At 71.3% G+C, this 17196-nt stretch carries 16 protein-coding genes; 6 read left to right on the forward strand and 10 right to left on the reverse strand.

All coding sequences use genetic code 11. The features are described 5' to 3' along the window. Nucleotides 1-137: 137 nt before the first annotated feature. Nucleotides 138-1286, reverse strand: coding sequence for an adenosine deaminase (locus ACFY15_RS04135; protein ID WP_390687730.1), 1149 nt, complete (start codon nucleotides 1284-1286; stop codon nucleotides 138-140). 113 nt (nucleotides 1287-1399) lie between these two features. Between ACFY15_RS04135 and ACFY15_RS04140 the strand changes: the two genes are divergently transcribed. The 3 genes from ACFY15_RS04140 to ACFY15_RS04150 all read left to right on the forward strand — a co-directional run bounded on the left by ACFY15_RS04140 (nucleotide 1400) and on the right by ACFY15_RS04150 (nucleotide 3908). Then, on the forward strand, nucleotides 1400-2119 hold the full coding sequence (locus tag ACFY15_RS04140; protein WP_390687729.1) for an alpha/beta hydrolase: 720 nt from the start codon (nucleotides 1400-1402) through the stop codon (nucleotides 2117-2119). Between the two features lie 91 nt (nucleotides 2120-2210). Next, on the forward strand, nucleotides 2211-2576 hold the full coding sequence (locus ACFY15_RS04145; protein ID WP_390687728.1) for a cupin domain-containing protein: 366 nt from the start codon (nucleotides 2211-2213) through the stop codon (nucleotides 2574-2576). 228 nt (nucleotides 2577-2804) lie between these two features. Beyond that, a complete protein-coding gene (locus tag ACFY15_RS04150; RefSeq protein WP_390687727.1) occupies nucleotides 2805-3908 on the forward strand; it encodes a LuxR C-terminal-related transcriptional regulator in 1104 nt (367 codons plus the stop codon). Here ACFY15_RS04150 and ACFY15_RS04155 read toward each other — a convergent pair. After that, nucleotides 3847-4785, reverse strand: a complete 939-nt coding sequence (locus tag ACFY15_RS04155; RefSeq protein ID WP_390687726.1) for a LysR family transcriptional regulator — start codon at nucleotides 4783-4785, stop codon at nucleotides 3847-3849. The genes ACFY15_RS04150 and ACFY15_RS04155 overlap by 62 nt on opposite strands. A gap of 98 nt (nucleotides 4786-4883) precedes the next feature. On the opposite strand from ACFY15_RS04155, the gene ACFY15_RS04160 reads away from it, so the two are divergent. The 3 genes from ACFY15_RS04160 to ACFY15_RS04170 all read left to right on the forward strand — a co-directional run bounded on the left by ACFY15_RS04160 (nucleotide 4884) and on the right by ACFY15_RS04170 (nucleotide 8086). Next, on the forward strand, nucleotides 4884-6161 hold the full coding sequence (locus ACFY15_RS04160) for an MFS transporter (RefSeq protein WP_390687725.1): 1278 nt from the start codon (nucleotides 4884-4886) through the stop codon (nucleotides 6159-6161). Nucleotides 6162-6253: 92 nt separating this feature from the next. After that, complete coding sequence (locus tag ACFY15_RS04165; protein ID WP_390687724.1) at nucleotides 6254-6973, forward strand: L,D-transpeptidase family protein; 720 nt, start codon at nucleotides 6254-6256, stop codon at nucleotides 6971-6973. A 90-nt stretch (nucleotides 6974-7063) separates the two neighbouring features. After that, nucleotides 7064-8086, forward strand: a complete 1023-nt coding sequence (locus ACFY15_RS04170; RefSeq protein ID WP_390687723.1) for a sigma-70 family RNA polymerase sigma factor — start codon at nucleotides 7064-7066, stop codon at nucleotides 8084-8086. On the opposite strand, the gene ACFY15_RS04175 is transcribed toward ACFY15_RS04170, so the two are convergent. The 8 genes from ACFY15_RS04175 to ACFY15_RS04210 all read right to left on the reverse strand — a co-directional run bounded on the left by ACFY15_RS04175 (nucleotide 7973) and on the right by ACFY15_RS04210 (nucleotide 17071). After that, entirely contained in the window at nucleotides 7973-8305 is a 333-nt protein-coding gene (locus tag ACFY15_RS04175; protein WP_390687722.1) for an STAS domain-containing protein, read from the reverse strand. The two genes, ACFY15_RS04170 and ACFY15_RS04175, sit on opposite strands and share 114 nt — an antisense overlap. Nucleotides 8306-8453: 148 nt before the next feature. Continuing rightward, nucleotides 8454-9731, reverse strand: coding sequence for a thymidine phosphorylase (locus tag ACFY15_RS04180; RefSeq protein WP_390687721.1), 1278 nt, complete (start codon nucleotides 9729-9731; stop codon nucleotides 8454-8456). 122 nt (nucleotides 9732-9853) lie between these two features. Continuing rightward, nucleotides 9854-10258 carry a cytidine deaminase gene (locus ACFY15_RS04185; RefSeq protein WP_390824957.1) on the reverse strand — a complete coding sequence of 135 codons (405 nt, stop codon included), beginning with the start codon at nucleotides 10256-10258 and terminating at the stop codon, nucleotides 9854-9856. After that, nucleotides 10255-11520, reverse strand: coding sequence for an ABC transporter permease (locus ACFY15_RS04190; protein WP_390687720.1), 1266 nt, complete (start codon nucleotides 11518-11520; stop codon nucleotides 10255-10257). The genes ACFY15_RS04185 and ACFY15_RS04190 overlap by 4 nt, the downstream gene beginning before the upstream one ends. After that, nucleotides 11517-12632, reverse strand: a complete 1116-nt coding sequence (locus tag ACFY15_RS04195) for an ABC transporter permease (protein WP_390687719.1) — start codon at nucleotides 12630-12632, stop codon at nucleotides 11517-11519. Before ACFY15_RS04195 ends, ACFY15_RS04190 begins: the two co-directional genes overlap by 4 nt. Next, on the reverse strand, nucleotides 12629-14329 hold the full coding sequence (locus ACFY15_RS04200; RefSeq protein WP_390687718.1) for an ABC transporter ATP-binding protein: 1701 nt from the start codon (nucleotides 14327-14329) through the stop codon (nucleotides 12629-12631). Before ACFY15_RS04200 ends, ACFY15_RS04195 begins: the two co-directional genes overlap by 4 nt. A gap of 199 nt (nucleotides 14330-14528) precedes the next feature. Next, nucleotides 14529-15596, reverse strand: a complete 1068-nt coding sequence (locus tag ACFY15_RS04205; RefSeq protein ID WP_390687717.1) for a BMP family protein — start codon at nucleotides 15594-15596, stop codon at nucleotides 14529-14531. Between the two features lie 230 nt (nucleotides 15597-15826). Beyond that, nucleotides 15827-17071: an amidohydrolase gene (locus tag ACFY15_RS04210; protein ID WP_390825043.1), complete on the reverse strand. Its 1245-nt coding sequence runs from the start codon at nucleotides 17069-17071 to the stop codon at nucleotides 15827-15829. Between the last annotated feature and the right edge of the window lie 125 nt (nucleotides 17072-17196).

Consider the following 17196-nt stretch of genomic DNA (forward strand, 5'->3'; position numbering starts at 1 on the left):
AAAATCGTCCTTGCTACGGGGAATCGAGCGGCTCCGCAAACTAGTCACTTGAAACCCGGCCCCGCAAACATCCTCACATATGAGAAAGCACCCGGGGCGGAATGGCCCCGAGCGCTTCCCCTGTGTCATTCCGTGGCCTAGGCCGATACAGATCCGCTGGTGGAGGCGGTCTGACGGAAAAGCCACTCGGACTTCAGCTCGGCATAACCCGGCTTGATCACGTCGTTGATCATCGCCAGTCGTTCATCGAAAGGAATGAACGCGGACTTCATCGCATTGACGGTGAACCACTGCATGTCGTCGAGCGAGTAGCCGAAGGTGTCGACCAGGTGCTCGAACTCGCGGCTCATGCTGGTGCCGCTCATCAGCCGGTTGTCGGTGTTGACCGTCAGCCGGAAGTGCAGCTTGCGCAGCAGGCCGATCGGGTGCTCGGCGTACGAGGCGGCCGCGGCGGTCTGCAGGTTCGAGGTCGGGCACATCTCCAGGGGGATGCGCTTGTCCCTGACGTACGAGGCCAGGCGGCCCAGCTTCACGGAGCCGTCGGGGGCGACCTCGATGTCGTCGATGATCTTCACGCCGTGGCCCAGGCGGTCGGCGCCGCACCACTGGAGGGCCTGCCAGATCGACGGCAGGCCGAAGGCCTCGCCGGCGTGGATGGTGAAGTGGTTGTTCTCCCGCTTGAGGTACTCGAAGGCGTCGAGGTGGCGGGTGGGGGGGAACCCGGCCTCGGCGCCGGCGATGTCGAAGCCGACCACGCCGTTGTCCCGGTAGCGGTTGGCCAGCTCGGCGATCTCCAGCGCGCGGGCGGCGTGGCGCATGGCGGTCAGCAGGGCACCGACGCGGATGCGGTGGCCGTTGGCCTTGGCGCGGCGCTCACCCTCGCGGAAGCCGTCGTTGACGGCCTCGACGACCTCTTCGAGGGTCAGACCGGCTTCGAGGTGCTGCTCGGGGGCGTAGCGGATCTCGGCGTACACGACGCCGTCCTCGGCCAGGTCCTCGGCGCATTCGGCGGCGACCCGGAAGAGGGCCTCCTTCGTCTGCATGACGGCGCAGGTGTGCGCGAACGTCTCCAGGTAACGCGGGAGGGAGCCGGAGTCGGCGGCGTCGCGGAACCAGACGCCCAGCTTGTCGGCGTCGTTCTCGGGCAGCTTGTCGTAGCCGACCGCGGCCGCCAGTTCGATGATGGTGCCGGGACGCAGGCCACCGTCGAGGTGGTCGTGCAGGAGCACCTTCGGGGCGCGGCGGATCTGGTCCGGGGTCGGCGTGTTCGGGGTCTCGCTCGTCATTCCGGCACTCTACTCCTACGCGCGTAGAGCAACCGGTTGGCGGCGGGCGTCGATATGTAACAGAGACCGTACGGACGGGTGGCGTACACCCGCCGGTCTGAGACTGTTCCGCCATGGCACAGCATGCGCCGCCGGCGCGCGGGGCCCGCCTGGGGCGGGCGGCCGGCGCGAACGGCTCGGAGTCGATGGTCAGTGGTGTGGTCCTCCTGCTCCCCGGGGCGTCCAGGATCGCCCCCGGTCCGGTGCGCCCGCTCGCGCGGGCGCTGGCCCGGGCGGGCGGGGCGGAGGGGCTGGTGGCGCACGCGGTGCTGCACGGCCCGGAGGGCCGGGAGGCGGCCGCGCGGTGGGCGGCGGACGAGGCGGTGCGCCGGTACGGGGACGTGCCGGTCTGCCTGGCGGGCTACGCGGCGGGGGGTCGGGCGGCGCTGCGGGCGGCGGGGCACGGGGCCGTCAACTCGGTGGTGGCACTGGCCCCTTGTTTACCGGACGAGCTCCGCGGCGGCTCCCCTGAACCGGTGAAACAGCTCGCCGGTCGGCAGGTGCTGATCGTGCACGGGACGAACGACGCGCGCAGCGACCCGGAGTGCTCGTTCCGGCTGGCGGCCCGGGCGAAGAAGGCGAATCGTTCTACTTGCCGGTTCGAGGTGCACTCGGACGGGCACGGGCTGCGCGAGCACCGGGCGGAAGTGGTGGCGCTCGCGGTGGACTTCGTCCTCGGCGCCGTGTTCTCGGGGCGCTACTCGCGGCCGGTGACGGACGCGCTGGCGGCACCCCCGCCGCTGGGCCTGCGGATGCCGCTGGCCTCGGGGTTCGGGCGGTCGCTACGGGGGTGAGGGGCGGGCTGCGGAGGCCGTGCGGCGGGGCGGTCCGAGCGTAGAGTGAGGAGTGGACTCGGGGCCGTTTCTCTCCGGGAGGCGATGGGCCATGGCCGCAATGGTGCGCAGGAACTTCGACAGCGCCGACGAGACCCGGCCGTTCGAGGACGGCAAGGGCCGGCTGGACGTGATCGAGACCGAGAACGGGGCCGTCGGACGGGCGGTCTTCGAGCCGGGTTGGCGCTGGTCGGAGCACATCAAGCCGCTGGCAGGCACCGACAGCTGCCAGTCCGCGCACACGGGGTACATGCTGAGCGGCCGGCTCCGCGTCGTCATGGACGACGGGGAGCAGGAGGAGTACGGCCCTGGGGACTTCATGCAGATCGCGCCCGGGCACGACGCCTGGGTGGTCGGCGACGAGGCGGCCGTGGCGCTGGACTGGACGGGGTACGGCACCTACGCGAAGCCGCAGTAGGACGGGCCCCGCGGGACGGGGGCGGCACGCGGCGTCCGTCCGTGCCTGCCGCTCCGCCCCCTCACGGTCGGACGGCACCGACGGATGCGGCGCGACCGCCCCCGGCACGCCGTGATCCCCACTGTGCCGGTTCGTCATATGCCGGATGCCCGGATTCAGGCGTCGACTTGCCGCCTTGCGGGAACCCGAGGGGTTTACAAACGGTCACAGTCAGGGACGAATAGGCATATGCCAGTCGATGCCGACGGAGCCGATGGGTCCGGTCTGAGCCCTGCGGCGCGGCGCCTGTACGCCTTCGCCGTGGAGCGGTACGCCTTCACCCCCGCCGAGGCCACCGCCGCCCTGGGTGCGCGCGCGGGCGCCGCGGTCACGGAGCTGTCCGCCGCCCACCTTCTCCAGCGGGCCCCCGGCGACGGCCCGGAGCGCTGGACCGCGGTCGCGCCCCGCGCGGCGGCCGCCCGGGCGCTGGCCCCGCTCGCGCAGCTCGCCCGGGAGACCCATGACGAGATGGACCGGCTGCGCGGGCGGTTGGAGGCGCTGGTGCCGGCGTACGAGGCGGGCGCCGCGCACCGGGAGGAGGCCGGGGCGGGCCGGCTGGAGCTGGTGACCGACCTCGGGGCGGTGCGGGGGCTGATCGCCGAGCTGGTGGCGGGGTGCGAGCGCGAGCTGCTGACCTCCCAGCCGGGCGGCGGGCGTCCGCTGGAGGCCCTGGAGGAGGCGGTCGACCGGGACGAGTCACTGCTGGCGCGCGGGGTCCGGATGCGGACCATCTACCAGCACACGGCGCGCTACTCGCGGCCGACGGCGGCGTACGTGGAGCGGGTGACGGCGCTCGGGGCGCAGGTGCGGACCCTGGGCGACGGCCTGATGCGGATGCTGATCTTCGACGCGCGCACCGGCCTGATGTCGGTCCCGGACCGCCAGGGCGCGGCGCTGGTGGTCCGGGAACCGAGCGTCGTCCACTTCATGACGGCGGCCTTCGAACGCTCCTGGCTGGGCGCCCGCCCGTTCCCGACGACGGTGAGCCCGGACGCCGCCCGGTCCCTCTCGGACGAGCTCCGCCAGACGATCGTGCGGCTGCTGTCGGAAGGCCTGGAGGACAAGGTGATCGCCCGCCGCCTGGGCATGTCGGAACGCACCTGCCAGCGGCACATCGCGGAAATCATGCGCGCGGTCGGCGCCAAGTCCCGTTTCCAGGCCGGGTACTTGCTGTCGGCAGCCGCCTCATGCCAGGAGGCGGAGGAGGGGGCCGGGCGCGGCGACGGCCCGGCTAGGCGGGGGGTTCCAGTTCGGGGATCAGGCGGCCCCGGCGGGAGAGGAGGAAGCGTTTGAAGGCGGCCACCGGTGGGGTGTCCGGGTGGCCGTCCAGCCAGGCGACGCCGATCTCGCGGACCGCGCGCGGCGCCGTCACCGTCAGCTCGACCACCCCCGGGCGGGGGACGAGGGGCGGCGGGAGGAGGGCCACGCCCAGGCCGGCCGCGACCAGGCCGCGCAGGGTTTCGGCCTCCTCGCCCTCGAAGGCCACCTTCGGGGTGAACCCGGCCTCCGCGCACAGGTCGTCGGTGATGCGGCGCAGGCCGTAGCCGGCCTCCAGGGTGACGAAGGTTTCCTCGGCGGCCTCGGCGAGGCGGATGCGCTTGCGGACCGCGAGGCGGTGGTCGTCCGGGACCACCAGGCGCAGCCGCTGCTCGTCGAGGCGGCGGCCCACCAGGTCGGGGGCGTCGGGCACGGGCGAGGTCAGGCACAGGTCGAGCTCCCCGGCGCGGAGCTTCTCCAGCATGGCCTCGCCGTAGTTCTGGACCAGGGAGAAGCGGACGCGGGGGTGGTCGGCGCGGAAGGCGCGGATCAGGCCGGGTACGGTCTCGGGGCCCAGGGTGTGCAGGAAGCCGAACGCGACCTTCCCGAAGGCGGGGTCGGCGTCCTGCTGCACGGAGCCGGCGGCGCGGGCGATCCCGGCCAGGGCCTCCTCGGCCGAGGCGAGGAAGGTACGGCCGGCGGTGGTGAGGGCGACGGTGCGGCCCTTGCGGGCGAACAGCGAGACGCCCAGCTCCTGTTCGAGGCGGACCATCGCGCGGGACAGCGTGGACTGGGGTACGCCCAGCTCCTGGGCGGCGCGGGTGACGTGCTCGTGCCGGGCGACCGCGACGAACTGGGCGAGGCGCGGGGCCAGCCCTTGTGTCACGGCCATGTCTTCTTCGTAACGGTTCATTGATATCCGAAGCCCTGAGCTGTACTGATGCGTGGGTGGATCGATTATCGCGGATCTGTGCATTGGACGCATGAAAAGGAGGGGCCTACGGTCGACGTATGCCTCCCGTTCATACCGGGGCACCCGTCACCGTGGGTGCCTCTGCTCCGTCGTCCCCCGAGCCCCTCTCCCCCGGCCGCCCCGGCTACCGCCGGATGAGCCTCGCGCTCTTCGCCGCCGGACTGGCGACCTTCGCCCTCCTCTACTCCACCCAGGCCCTGCTGCCCGCGATCTCCGCCGGTTTCGGCGTGACGGCCGGTCAGGCCAGCTGGACGGTGTCCGCGGCCACCGGTGCGCTCGCCCTGTTCGTGCTGCCGCTCAGCGCGCTGTCCGAGCGGTTCGGGCGGACCCGGATGATGACCTGCTCGATGGTGGTGGCCGTCGGCGTCGGCCTGCTGGTGCCGTTCGCGCCGGGCCTGGAGTGGCTGGTGGCGCTGCGCGCGGTGCAGGGCGCGGCGATCGCCGGCATCCCCGCCTCCGCGATGGCGTACCTGGCGGAGGAGGTCCGGCCGAAGGCGCTGGTCGGGGCGATCGGGCTGTTCGTGGCAGGCAACTCCATCGGCGGCATGAGCGGCCGCATCGTCACCGGCTGGGGCGCCCAGCTGTGGGGCTGGCGGGGCGGTCTGGTGGCCGTCGGCGTGATGGCGCTGGTCTGCGCCCTGGCCTTCCTGGTGCTGCTGCCCCGGGCGCGGTTCTTCCGGCCGGCCTCGCTGAACCCGCGCGCGGTGGGCCGTACGGTCGCCGGGCACCTGCGGGATCCGCTGCTGCTGCGTCTGTACGGGATCGGCGCGCTGTTCATGACGGTCTTCGGGGCCGTGTACACGGTCATCGGCTACCGGCTGGTGGAGGCGCCGTTCTCGCTCGGCCAGGGCGTGGTCGGCTCGGTCTTCCTGATCTACCTGGTGGGTACGGCCTCCTCGGCGGCGGCCGGGCAGCTGGTGGCGCGGACGGGGCGGCGTGGCGCGCTGTACCTGGCGGTGACCACGACCGCGCTGGGCCTGCTGCTCTCGCTCGCCGACTCGCTGTGGCTGATCCTGCCGGGGCTGGTGCTGATCACGGCGGGCTTCTTCGCGGGCCACGCGGTGGCCTCGGCGGCGGTGAGCCGGACGGCGAGGGCGGGCCGGGCACAGGCCTCCGCGCTGTACCAGTCCGCGTACTACCTCGGCTCCAGCGCGGGCGGCACCCTGGGCGCCCTGGCGTACCACGCCTCGGGGTGGGCGGCCACGGTCGGGATCGCGTTGCTGGCGGTGCTGGGCGTCGTCTCGATCACCCTGTACGGGTCCCACGCGGCCCGCGTGGAGCGGCGGTTGCCGGCCGCTGCGGCGGCCGCGCGCTGAAGTCCCGTCCGAGGCCTACCCGGCGTGCCCGAGTCGCTCTAGCGTGGAGGACTCGGCGCCCCCAGGGTGCGGGCGCCGCAGGGGAGGCACGGATGGCGGGGACACGCGTGCGCGCGCGGCGGCGGGCTGCGGTGGTGTTCGGCGGGGCGCTGGCGCTGGCGGCGCCGCTGGTGGTCGCGGGGGGCGGTGCGGCGCAGGCCGCCGAGGCCGCCGCCTCCTGCAACGTGACCACGGGGCCCTACCAGCGGGAGGTGGAGGGTTTCCTGGGGCGCCCGGTCGACGGGGTGCAGTCGGCGGCCGACTGCACCGCGATCCAGTCCTTCCAGGCCACCCACGGGATCACCCCGACGATGGGGTACGCGGGGCCGCTGACCTGGCAGACGATGAGCGTCATGCTGGCGCAGCGTGCGGCCGGGAAGAACCCGAACGCCGAGGGGAAGTGCCCCACGAACCTGGGGCGGATCGCCTGCGTCGACCTGACCCGGCAGCTGAGCTGGATCCAGGACGGGTCGGTGCTGAAGTACGGGCCGGTCGCGGTGCGCACGGGCAAGGCGCAGACCCCGACGCGGACCGGGCTGAAGAAGATCTACTACCGCAACATCAACCACTGGTCGACGCTCTACAACGTGGCGATGCCGTACGCGCAGTTCTTCGACGGGGGTATCGCCTTCCACTCGGTGACCAAGAGCATGTGGAACCCGCCCGGCTCGGGCGGCTGCGTCAACATGACGACGGCCGACGCCAAGGCGTACTGGAACATGCTGGCCAACGGCGAGGACGTGTTCGTGTACGGGCGCAAGCCCGGCACCTGACCTGACGGACCGCGCGGCGCCGCGGCTGCCGTTGTCAGACCCCTCGGGTAGTTTCCGAAGGGACGGACGACACCCTGGGGGACAGCAGCCATGAGCGACCTCGCGACCACCTCACCGGAGCTCGACCCGGAGCTCGACGCGGCGATGGACCGCTACCGGGTCGAGCTGACCGGCTACTGCTACCGGATGCTCGGCTCGGCCTTCGACGCCGAGGACGCGGTGCAGGACACGTACGTGCGCGCCTGGCGGTCGTACGCGAAGTTCGAGGGCCGCTCCTCGCTGCGGTCGTGGCTGTACCGGATCGCCACCAACGTCTGCCTGGACCTGCTGAACGCCGGGAAGAGGCGGGCCCGGCCGATGGACCTCACCGCCCCGCAGCACCAGGCGTCCGCCGTGCTCAACGAGCGGCCCGAGGTGACCTGGCTGGAGCCGGTGCCGGACGGGCGGGTGCTGCCGCAGACCGCCGACCCGGCGGAGATGGCGCTGGCGAAGGAGTCCGTGCGCCTCGCGTTCGTGGCGGCGCTCCAGCACCTGCCGGCAAAGCAGCGGGCCGTGCTGATCCTGCGGGAGGTGCTGGCCTGGAAGGCGGACGAGGTCGCACAGCTCCTGGAGACCACGGTGGCCTCGGTGAACAGCGCGCTCCAGCGGGCCCGGGCGACCCTGTCGGGGCAGGCGCTGCGGGCGAGCGATCCGGCGGACCCGCTGGACGCGGACCAGGCGAAGCTGCTGGAGCAGTACCTGTCCGCCTTCGAGGCCTACGACATCACGCGGCTGACGTCCCTGCTGCACGAGGACGCCGTGCTGTCGATGCCGCCGTTCGACCTGTGGCTGCGGGGGCCCGCGGACATCGCGGCGTGGCACCTCGACCAGGGCATCGGCTGCAAGGGCTCCCGGCTGGTGCCGACCACGGCGAACGGGATGCCGGCCTTCGGCCAGTACCGTCCGCGCGAGGACGGCCGGCCCGGTCACGTGCCGTGGGCGCTCCAGGTGCTGGAGGTCTCAGGGGGGCGGATCGTCGGGCTGAACGCCTTCCTGGACACCGCCCGCTGGTTCCCGCTGTTCGGGCTGCCCGAGGAGCTCGACGAGGCCCACGAGGTGGAGCAGGCCCCGTAGGGCGGGATCCGCGCCGGTGACCTTGAAGGGGGTGCCGTGGCGGCGGGCGGTGAGCGCCATGCGGGCGAGGGCGTCGACGGTGGCGAGGGTGGGCGCGCCGACGGCCCGCGCGTCGCAGACGATCTCGCGCGGGCCGTTGCGGCAGGCCTCGCCGACGCGTGCGCAAAGGGCGGGGACGTCCGGCTGGGGCCCGTCCAGGGCCAGGGTTGTGAGCTCCACGGGTGGATGACCGCAGGCGGTCGCGGAACTCATCGGTGGGGCCCTGCGGGGCTGCCCCCAAGCCCCCCTGCCCGGGGAAGGCAGCCCCCCTGCCCGGGGAAGGCGCCGCGCAGCGGTCCTGCCCCGGGCCGAAGCCGGGCGAGGCCTGCTAGGCGATGCGGTCCAGGACGATCGGGTTCGCGGTGAACTCCGTGCCCGCCGGGGCGACGTCGTACGAGCCCTCCAGGGAGGCCAGGGCGTAGTCGAACTTCTCCGGGGTGTCCGTGTGCAGGGTCATCAGCGGCTGGCCGGCGGTGACGGTGTCGCCGGGCTTGGCGTGCAGCTCGATGCCCGCGCCCGCCTGCACCGGGTCCTCCTTGCGGGCACGGCCCGCGCCCAGGCGCCAGGCGCCGACGCCGACCGCGTACGCGTCGAGGCGGGTCAGGACGCCCGAGGCCGAGGCGGTGACCACGTGCTGCTCGCGGGCGACCGGGAGGGCCGCGTCCGGGTCGCCGCCCTGGGCGGAGATCATCCGGCGCCACACGTCCATCGCGGAGCCGTCGGCGAGGGCCTTCGCCGGGTCGGCGTCCTTGATGCCGGCCGCCGTCAGCATCTCCTGGGCGAGGGCGATGGTCAGCTCGACCACGTCGGCCGGGCCGCCGCCGGCCAGGACCTCGACGGACTCGCGGACCTCCAGGGCGTTGCCCGCGGTGAGGCCGAGGGGGGTGGACATGTCGGTGAGCAGGGCGATCGTCTTGACGCCGCTGTCGGTGCCCAGGGCCACCATGGTGGAGGCGAGCTCGCGGGCGTCCTCGATGTTCTTCATGAAGGCGCCGGAGCCGACCTTCACGTCGAGGACGAGGGAGCCGGTGCCCTCGGCGATCTTCTTCGACATGATGGAGGAGGCGATCAGCGGGATGGCCTCGACGGTGCCGGTGACGTCGCGCAGGGCGTAGAGCTTCTTGTCCGCGGGGGCCAGGCCGTCGCCGGCCGCGCAGATGACGGCGCCGGTGGTGTCGAGGACGTTCAGCATCTCCTCGTTGGAGAGCAGCGCGCGCCAGCCCGGGATGGACTCCAGCTTGTCGAGGGTGCCGCCGGTGTGGCCGAGGCCGCGGCCCGAGAGCTGCGGGACGGCCGCGCCGCAGGCGGCGACGAGCGGGGCGAGCGGCAGGGTGATCTTGTCGCCCACGCCGCCGGTGGAGTGCTTGTCGGCGGTGGGGCGGGAGAGGGAGTCGAAGTTCATGCGCTCGCCGGAGGCGATCATCGCGGCCGTCCAGCGGGCGATCTCGGACCGGTTCATGCCGTTGAGCAGGATGGCCATGGCGAGCGCCGACATCTGCTCGTCGGCGACGACCCCGCGGGTGTAGGCGTCGATGACCCAGTCGATCTGCTCGGGGCTCAGCTCGCCGCGGTCCCGCTTGGTCCGGATGACGGAGATGACGTCCATGAGGTGGCTTCCTTCTACGCGCATAGAGATGAGGGAGGGGGGTTCAAGGAGTTTCAGGTGGGGGTCGAGCCCGGCTCGAAGACGGCCGACGGCCCTCCGCCCCGAGGGGCGGAGGGCCGTCGTCACGGCTGTCTGAGGTGATCGGGCCCGAAGGCCTGCGGCAGCATCGCGCTCAGCGGAAGGATCCCGGCCGGTGTGTCCACCAGCAGGTCCGGGCCGCCGAACTCGTAGAGCAGCTGGCGGCAGCGGCCGCACGGGACGAGGCTCTCGCCCTTGCCGTCCACGCACGTGAAGTGGGTGAGGCGGCCGCCGCCGGTGGCCTGGAGGGAGGAGACCAGACCGCACTCGGCGCACAGGCCGAGCCCGTAGCTCGCGTTCTCGACGTTGCAGCCGGTGACCACGCGCCCGTCGTCGACCAGCGCGGCGACCCCGACCGGGAAGCCCGAGTACGGGGCGTACGCCCGGGTCATTGCGTCCCGGGCGGCCGCCCGCAGGGCGTCCCAGTCCACCGCGGGGTCCCGGGTCACTTGCCCTGGCCCTTGCGGTACGGCATGCCGTCCGCCTTCGGCATGCGCAGGCGCTGCGCCGAAAGGGCGAGGACCAGCAGCGTCGTCACGTACGGCGCGGCGTCCACGAACTGGCTGGGCACCTGGTCGGTGAGCGCGTACCAGACGAAGAGCCCGGCGGCGCAGACGGCGGCGATGCCGGCCTGGAGGTACTTCTTCTTGTACAGCTGCCAGGCGACGACGAGGACCAGCAGGATCGCGATGAGCAGGAGCATCGCGTGCACGTTCTCGGCACCGCCGCGCAGGCGGAGGCTGTAGGTGAAGCCGAAGAGGCCCGATCCGACGGCCATGCCGCCCGGCATCCAGTTGCCGAAGATCATCGCGGCGAGACCGATGTAGCCGCGGCCGCCGGTCTGGCCCTCCTGGTAGATGCCGGTGGAGACGATCGCGAGGAACGCGCCGCCGAGGCCGGCCATCGCGCCGGAGACGATCACGGCGATGTACTTGTACTTGTACACGTTGACGCCGAGGGACTCCGCGGCGATCGGGTTCTCACCGCAGGAGCGCAGGCGCAGGCCGAAGGCCGTGCGCCACAGGACCCACCAGGTGGCGGGGATCAGCAGCACCGCGACGACGGTCAGCAGCGAGAGGTCGGTGACCAGGCCGCCGAGCACGCCGGCGGCGTCCGAGATCAGGAACCAGTGCTTGCCCTGGATCGTCGCCAGCCCGTCCGAGAGCCCCGGGATCGTGATCTCCGTGATGGGGTCGATGCGCGGGGACTGCTTGGAGGAGCCGCCCGGGGCCTTGTCGAAGGTGAAGTTCGACAGGTACTGGGTGAAGCCGACGGCCAGGATGTTGATCGCCACACCGGAGACGATGTGGTTCACGTTGAAGGTCACGGTGATGATCGCGTGCAGCAGGCCACCGACGGCGCCGCCGACGATGCCGAGGACGACACCGGTCCACGGACCCCACTGGTAGCCGGCCCAGGCACCGAACCAGGTGCCGAGGATCATCATGCCTTCGAGGCCGATGTTGACCACGCCCGCGCGCTCGGCCCACAGGCCGCCGAGGCCCGCGAGGGCGATCGGCACGGCGAGCTGGAGGGCGCCGGAGACCTGGCCGACGGAGGTCAGGTCGTTGGCGCCGGAGATCAGGCGGACGACCGAGACCAGTGCGAGGCCTCCCGCGATCATCAGCAGGATCCAGGGGAGGGTGAGCTTGCGGCGTCCGCCGCCCTTCTTGGGCGCGGCGCTCGTCGCGGAAACGGTGCTGGTGCTCACGCCGCGACCTCCTTGTTGTCGGTCTTGAGGGCGTGGCCGGCGGCCAGCTCTTCGCCGACCTTCTGCTGCTGGCGGCGGATGCCGTAGCGGCGGACGAGCTCGTAGCTGACGACGACCGCGATCACGATCAGGCCCTGCATGATCGTGCCGATCTCCTTGGCGTAGCCCTCGGTGTCGAGGCCCGCGGACGCCTTGTCGATGAAGGCGATCAGGAAGGCCGAGAAGAGGATGCCGATCGGGTTGTTGCGGCCGAGCAGGGCGACGGTGATACCGGTGAAGCCGATGCCCAGCGGGAAGGACAGGTTGTACGTGTGCGACTCACCCAGCAGCAGCGGCATGCCGGTCAGGCCGGCGACGGCGCCCGAGATGAGCATCGCGGTCATGATCATCTTCTTGGGCTCGACACCGGAGGCCTGCGCGGCGGACTCGCTGGCGCCGGAGGCGCGCAGGTCGAAGCCGAAGCGGGTGCGGTTGAGCACGAACCAGTAGACGAAGCCGAGCGCGAAGGCGACGAAGGTGAAGCCGTAGATGTCGCCGCCGGGCAGGGACAGCGCCGGGAACCAGCCGGACTCCGGGATGTCACCGGTGGTCAGGTCGTTCGAGCCGGGGGGCTGCACGCCGAGGTTCTTCGGCAGGATCAGCCAGGCGATCAGCGAGGTCGCGATGGCGTTGAGCATGATCGTGGAGACGACCTCGCTCACGCCGCGCCGGGCCTTGAGGACGCCCGCGATACCGGACCAGAAGGCACCGGTCGCCATGGCGACGAGCACGATCAGCAGGACATGCAGCGGGGCCGGCAGCGAGACCGAGGCGCCGACCACGGCGGAGACCATCGCCGCGAGGCGGTACTGGCCGTCGACGCCGATGTTGAAGAGGTTCATCCGGAAGCCGATGGCCACGGCCAGGGCCGCCAGGAAGTAGATGCCCGCCTGGTTGATGATCAGGACCTGGATGTCCTCGTAACCCGCCTGCTCGATCATGATCCGCAGCGGGTCGATCGGGTCCACGCCCGAGAGGGCGAGCACGATCATGGTCAGCACGAGGGCGCTGACCAGAGCGAGAACCGGTCCGGCGGCTGCGAGGAGCAGCCGGTCCTTGTCGAATTTCTTCATCGGGCCTCGTCCTCCGTGGCGTCGCCGTCGACCCCGGCGGAGTGGTTGTCATGGGCTTCGAGGTGCCCGCTGGCGGCTCCGGTCATGGCGGTGCCGAGCTCCTCGGGCGTGATGGTCGCCGGGTCGGCGTCGGCGACCAGGCGGCCGCGGTAGATGACGCGCAGGGTGTCGGACAGGCCGATCAGCTCGTCCAGGTCGGCGGAGATCAGGAGCACGGCCAGGCCCTCGCGGCGGGCCTCGCGGATGGCGTCCCAGATCTGCGCCTGCGCGCCGACGTCCACGCCGCGGGTGGGGTGCGCGGCGATCAGGAACTTCGGGTTGTGGCTCATCTCGCGGCCGACGATCAGCTTCTGCTGGTTGCCGCCGGAGAGGGAGGCCGCGGTGACGTCGATGCCGGGGGTGCGGACGTCGTACTCGCGCACGATCCGCTCGGTGTCCTTGCGGGCGGCCTTCGGATCGAGGATGCCGCCCTTGGAGTTCGGCCGCTCGGTGACGTGGCCGAGGATGCGGTTCTCCCAGAGGGGGGACTCCAGCAGCAGGCCGTGCCGGTGGCGGTCCTCGGGGATGTAGCCGATGCCGCCCTCGCGGCGCTTGCGGACCGGCATCCTGGTGATGTCGGCGCCGTCGAGGGTGATGACGCCCGCGTCGGGGGTGATCATGCCCATGAGGGCCTCGATCAGCTCCGTCTGGCCGTTGCCCTCGACACCGGCGATGCCGAGGATCTCGCCCTTGTGGATGGTGAAGCCGATCCCGTCGAGCAGGAGGCGGCCGGCGACCGGGGCCTCGCGCAGGTCCGTGTCGGAGTCGCCCAGGGCGGGCACCGAGGTCTCGGGGGTGGTGACGGTGCCGGACTCGGCGACGGTCAGGCCCTCGACCTTGAGCATCGGGGTGGTGGTCACCGTGGACTCGCGGGTCTCCGGCGAGGGCAGCTCGGTGCCGACCATCAGCTCGGCGAGCTGCTTGGTCGTGGCCGTCTTCGGGTCGGCGGTGCCGACCGTGGTGCCGCGGCGGATGACGGTGATGTCGTCGGCGACCTTCAGTACCTCGCCCAGCTTGTGCGAGATGAAGATGACGGTCAGGCCCTCGGCCTTGAGCTCGCGCAGGTTGTCGAAGAGCGCGTCCACTTCCTGCGGCACGAGCACCGCGGTGGGCTCGTCGAGGATGAGGGTCTTCGCACCGCGGTAGAGGACCTTGAGGATCTCCACGCGCTGGCGGTCGGCGACACCGAGGTCCTCGACCAGGGCGTCGGGACGCACGCCGAGGCCGTACGCGTCCGAGATCTCCATGATCTTCTTGCGGGCCTTGGAGCCGATGCCGAACAGCTTCTCGCCGCCGAGGACGACGTTCTCCAGGACGGTGAGGTTGTCGGCCAGCATGAAGTGCTGGTGCACCATGCCGATGCCGCGGGCGATGGCCTCGCCGGGGTTGTTGAAGGAGACCTGCTCCCCGTCGATGGCGATGGTGCCCTCGTCCGGCTTCTGCATGCCGTAGAGGATCTTCATCAGGGTCGACTTGCCGGCACCGTTCTCACCGATGAGGGCGTGGACCGTGCCCTTGCGGACGGAAATGGCGATGTCCTTGTTGGCGACGACGCCGGGGAAACGCTTGGTGATGCCGTGCAGTTCTACGGCGAGAGGGGGGCTGGACGCGTTGATGACGCACTCTCCTTGGCGCGGAAGGAGCCGGTAATGAGCCAAGTTGGCAGGAGGACAGGGCGGGGAGAGAAGGTATCGCGTCCACGATGCCTCTACGCGCGTAGCACTGTCGGAAGTGAAAACTTGCGGCCAACTGACCACAAGTTCTCACGGACTGGGCGGCAGACGAGGTGCGGGGTCCGGGAGCGGTAGAGACCGCTCCCGGACCCCGGAGACCACGACTACCTGTCAGACGACGGCCTTACGGCGTGGTCTTGACGGTGATCTGCTTCGCGATGATGGCGGCCTTGGCCTTCTCCACCGCGGCGATGAGGTCGGCCATCGACTTGTACTGCGGGTTGGACTCCGCCAGGCCGACGCCGTTCTTGTCCAGGCCGTAGCGGACCTCGCCGCTCTCCGGCTTGCCGTCCTTGACCGACTTGATCAGGTTGTAGACCGCGTCGGAGACGTCCTTGGTGACCGAGGTCAGGATGTGGTCCTTGTACTTCGACAGACCGGCCTGGTTGTACTGGTCGGAGTCGACGCCGATGGCCCACTTGCCGGCGGTGGCGGCGGCCTCGATGGCGCCCGAGCCCGCGAGGCCGGCGGCCGAGTAGATCACGTCGGCGCCGCTGTCGAGCTGGCCCTTGGCGGCGGCCTTGCCGAGGTCGGGCTTGGCGAAGCCCGAGAAGTCCGGCGGCTGGGTCAGGTAGGTCGACAGCACCTTGGCGTTCGGGTTGGTGTCCTTGACGCCCTGCTCGAAGCCGGCCTGGAACTTCTTGATCAGCGGGACCTCGACACCGCCGATGAAGCCGACCGTGCCGGACTTCGACGCCTTGGCGGCGGCGACGCCGGCCAGGTAGGAGCCCTGCTCCTCGTTGAAGACCAGGTTGGCGATGTTCTTGTCGGTCACCGAGGTGTCGTCGATGATGCCGAACGTGGTGTTCGGGAACTTCGCGGCGACCTTCTTGATGGCCGGGGCGTAGGAGAAGCCGACGCCGATGACCGGGTTGTTGCCCTTGCGCGCCAGCTCGGTGAGGCGCTGGACCTTGTCGGCCTCGCTCTCGCCCTCGGTGGGCTCGGCCTCGGCGGTCTTGACCTTGAGGTCCTTCTCCGCCTTCTCCAGGCCGGCGTAGGCGGCGTCGTTGAACGACTGGTCGCCACGGCCGCCGACGTCGTACGCGATGGCGGCGCCGGCGCTCTTCGTCTCGGAGGAGGACGACGAGGAGGACGAGGCGTCCGAGGACTTCTTTCCGCCACAGGCGGTGGCCGAGAGGGCCAGCGCCGCGGACGCGATGCCCACGGTGGCGATCCTGGTGATCCGGCGCAAGGGGAGGCTCCTTCAAAACCTGACCGAAGCGCCACGACCGGCGCTGGTTTCGCGGCGATCGTAACGCGCGTAGATGTCAGTTAAAGGCCCGTTCATGAGTCGTTATCGGATCGTCGCGAACCGGACAGTGACCGATTGGTAACCGCAGACCTGTCCAACCCTTGTGTACCAAGGGTTGGACAGGTCCGGCAGGGGACCCGCGGATGTTGTACAGAGCTTTGCTTGATTTTTTACGCGGAGGGCCTTGAACGGAGCCCGTCGAGCAGGGCGGCGGCCGTGAAGAACTCCACGCCGACCGCGATCGCGGACTCGTCGACGTCGAAGTCACCCCGGTGCAGGTCGCGCTTGGCGGTGTCACCGGGCTTGCGGACGCCGAGGCGGGCCATGGCGCCCGGGACGTGCTCCAGGTACCAGGAGAAGTCCTCGCCGCCGAGGCTCTGTTCGGTGTCCTCGACGGACTCGGCGCCGCGACGGGCCGCCATGGACTCCCGCAGCAGTTCGGCGACCACCGGGTCGTTCACCACGGGCGGCACCCCGCGCACGTGGTTGATCTCGAACTTGGCGCCGTGCATGGTCGCGACCTCGTCGATCGCGGAGTGGATCGCGTCCGGGGCCTCGTACCAGGCGTTCAGGTCCAGGCAGCGGACCGTGCCGGAGAGCTCGGCGTGCATCGGGATGACGTTGCAGGCGTGTCCGGACTCGATCCGGCCCCAGGTGACGGACATGCCCGAGCGGGCGTCCATCCGGCGGGCCAGCAGGGCCGGCACGTCGACGGCGACCCGGGCCGCGGCCGTGATCATGTCGGTGGTCAGGTGCGGGCGGGCGGTGTGGCCGCCGGGGCCCGTGAGCGTGACCTCCAGCCGGTCGCAGGCCGAGGTGATCGGGCCGGCCCTCAGCCCGATCCGGCCCGCGTCCACGCGCGGGTCGCAGTGCACCGCGATCATCTGGCCGACGCCCTCCAGCACCCCGGAGTCGATCGCCTCGGTCGCCCCTCCCGGAAGCACCTCCTCGGCGGGCTGGAACAGCAGCCGCACCGGGCGCGGCAGCAGCCCCTGCCGGTCGAGCTCGGCCAGCACCAGGCCGGCGCCGAGGACGACGGAGGTGTGCACGTCGTGGCCGCAGGCGTGGGCGCGGTCCGGGACGGTCGAGCGGTAGGGGGCGTGGGTCTTGGCGTCGGGGATGGGCAGGGCGTCGATGTCCGCGCGCATGGCCAGCATCGGCCGTCCCCGGTCCCAGGTGCCGACGTCGCAGATCAGCCCCGTGCCGGACTTCAGTACGCGTGGTCGCAGCCCCGCCTGCTCCAGCCGCGCCTTGATCGCCGCCGTGGTGCGGAACTCCTGGTGCCCTAGTTCGGGATGCATGTGCAAGTCGCGGCGGAAGGCGATCAGTTCGGCACGCAGGTGATCCGGAAGCTTGCCGGGCAGCTCGGGCCGGTCGGGCTTGCCGGGCAGGGCGGGCAGGGACTCGCGGGACATCAACTGGTTCACCCGTTTAAGGGTAGGCGCACGGATGGGTCAACTGTCTGGAGATCACCAGAAATTCATGCCGTTAGGGGAAAGAAAAGCGACCTCTGGACGCATGATCGGATGCGCCCGGGGGT

Origin of the sequence: Streptomyces sp. NPDC001373, from assembly GCF_042895815.1 — a bacterium.
GTDB lineage: Bacteria > Actinomycetota > Actinomycetes > Streptomycetales > Streptomycetaceae > Streptomyces.

What these genes read in the sequence shown, in the direction of transcription:
- ACFY15_RS04135 (WP_390687730.1), bottom strand. Translation starts at nt 1,286, where the DNA reads ATGACGAGCGAGACCCCGAACACGCCGACCCCGGACCAGATCCGCCGC.
- ACFY15_RS04140 (WP_390687729.1), top strand. Translation starts at nt 1,400, where the DNA reads ATGGCACAGCATGCGCCGCCGGCGCGCGGGGCCCGCCTGGGGCGGGCG.
- ACFY15_RS04145 (WP_390687728.1), top strand. Translation starts at nt 2,211, where the DNA reads ATGGCCGCAATGGTGCGCAGGAACTTCGACAGCGCCGACGAGACCCGG.
- ACFY15_RS04150 (WP_390687727.1), top strand. Translation starts at nt 2,805, where the DNA reads ATGCCAGTCGATGCCGACGGAGCCGATGGGTCCGGTCTGAGCCCTGCG.
- ACFY15_RS04155 (WP_390687726.1), bottom strand. Translation starts at nt 4,785, where the DNA reads ATGAACCGTTACGAAGAAGACATGGCCGTGACACAAGGGCTGGCCCCG.
- ACFY15_RS04160 (WP_390687725.1), top strand. Translation starts at nt 4,884, where the DNA reads ATGCCTCCCGTTCATACCGGGGCACCCGTCACCGTGGGTGCCTCTGCT.
- ACFY15_RS04165 (WP_390687724.1), top strand. Translation starts at nt 6,254, where the DNA reads ATGGCGGGGACACGCGTGCGCGCGCGGCGGCGGGCTGCGGTGGTGTTC.
- ACFY15_RS04170 (WP_390687723.1), top strand. Translation starts at nt 7,064, where the DNA reads ATGAGCGACCTCGCGACCACCTCACCGGAGCTCGACCCGGAGCTCGAC.
- ACFY15_RS04180 (WP_390687721.1), bottom strand. Translation starts at nt 9,731, where the DNA reads ATGGACGTCATCTCCGTCATCCGGACCAAGCGGGACCGCGGCGAGCTG.
- ACFY15_RS04195 (WP_390687719.1), bottom strand. Translation starts at nt 12,632, where the DNA reads ATGAAGAAATTCGACAAGGACCGGCTGCTCCTCGCAGCCGCCGGACCG.
- ACFY15_RS04210 (WP_390825043.1), bottom strand. Translation starts at nt 17,071, where the DNA reads ATGTCCCGCGAGTCCCTGCCCGCCCTGCCCGGCAAGCCCGACCGGCCC.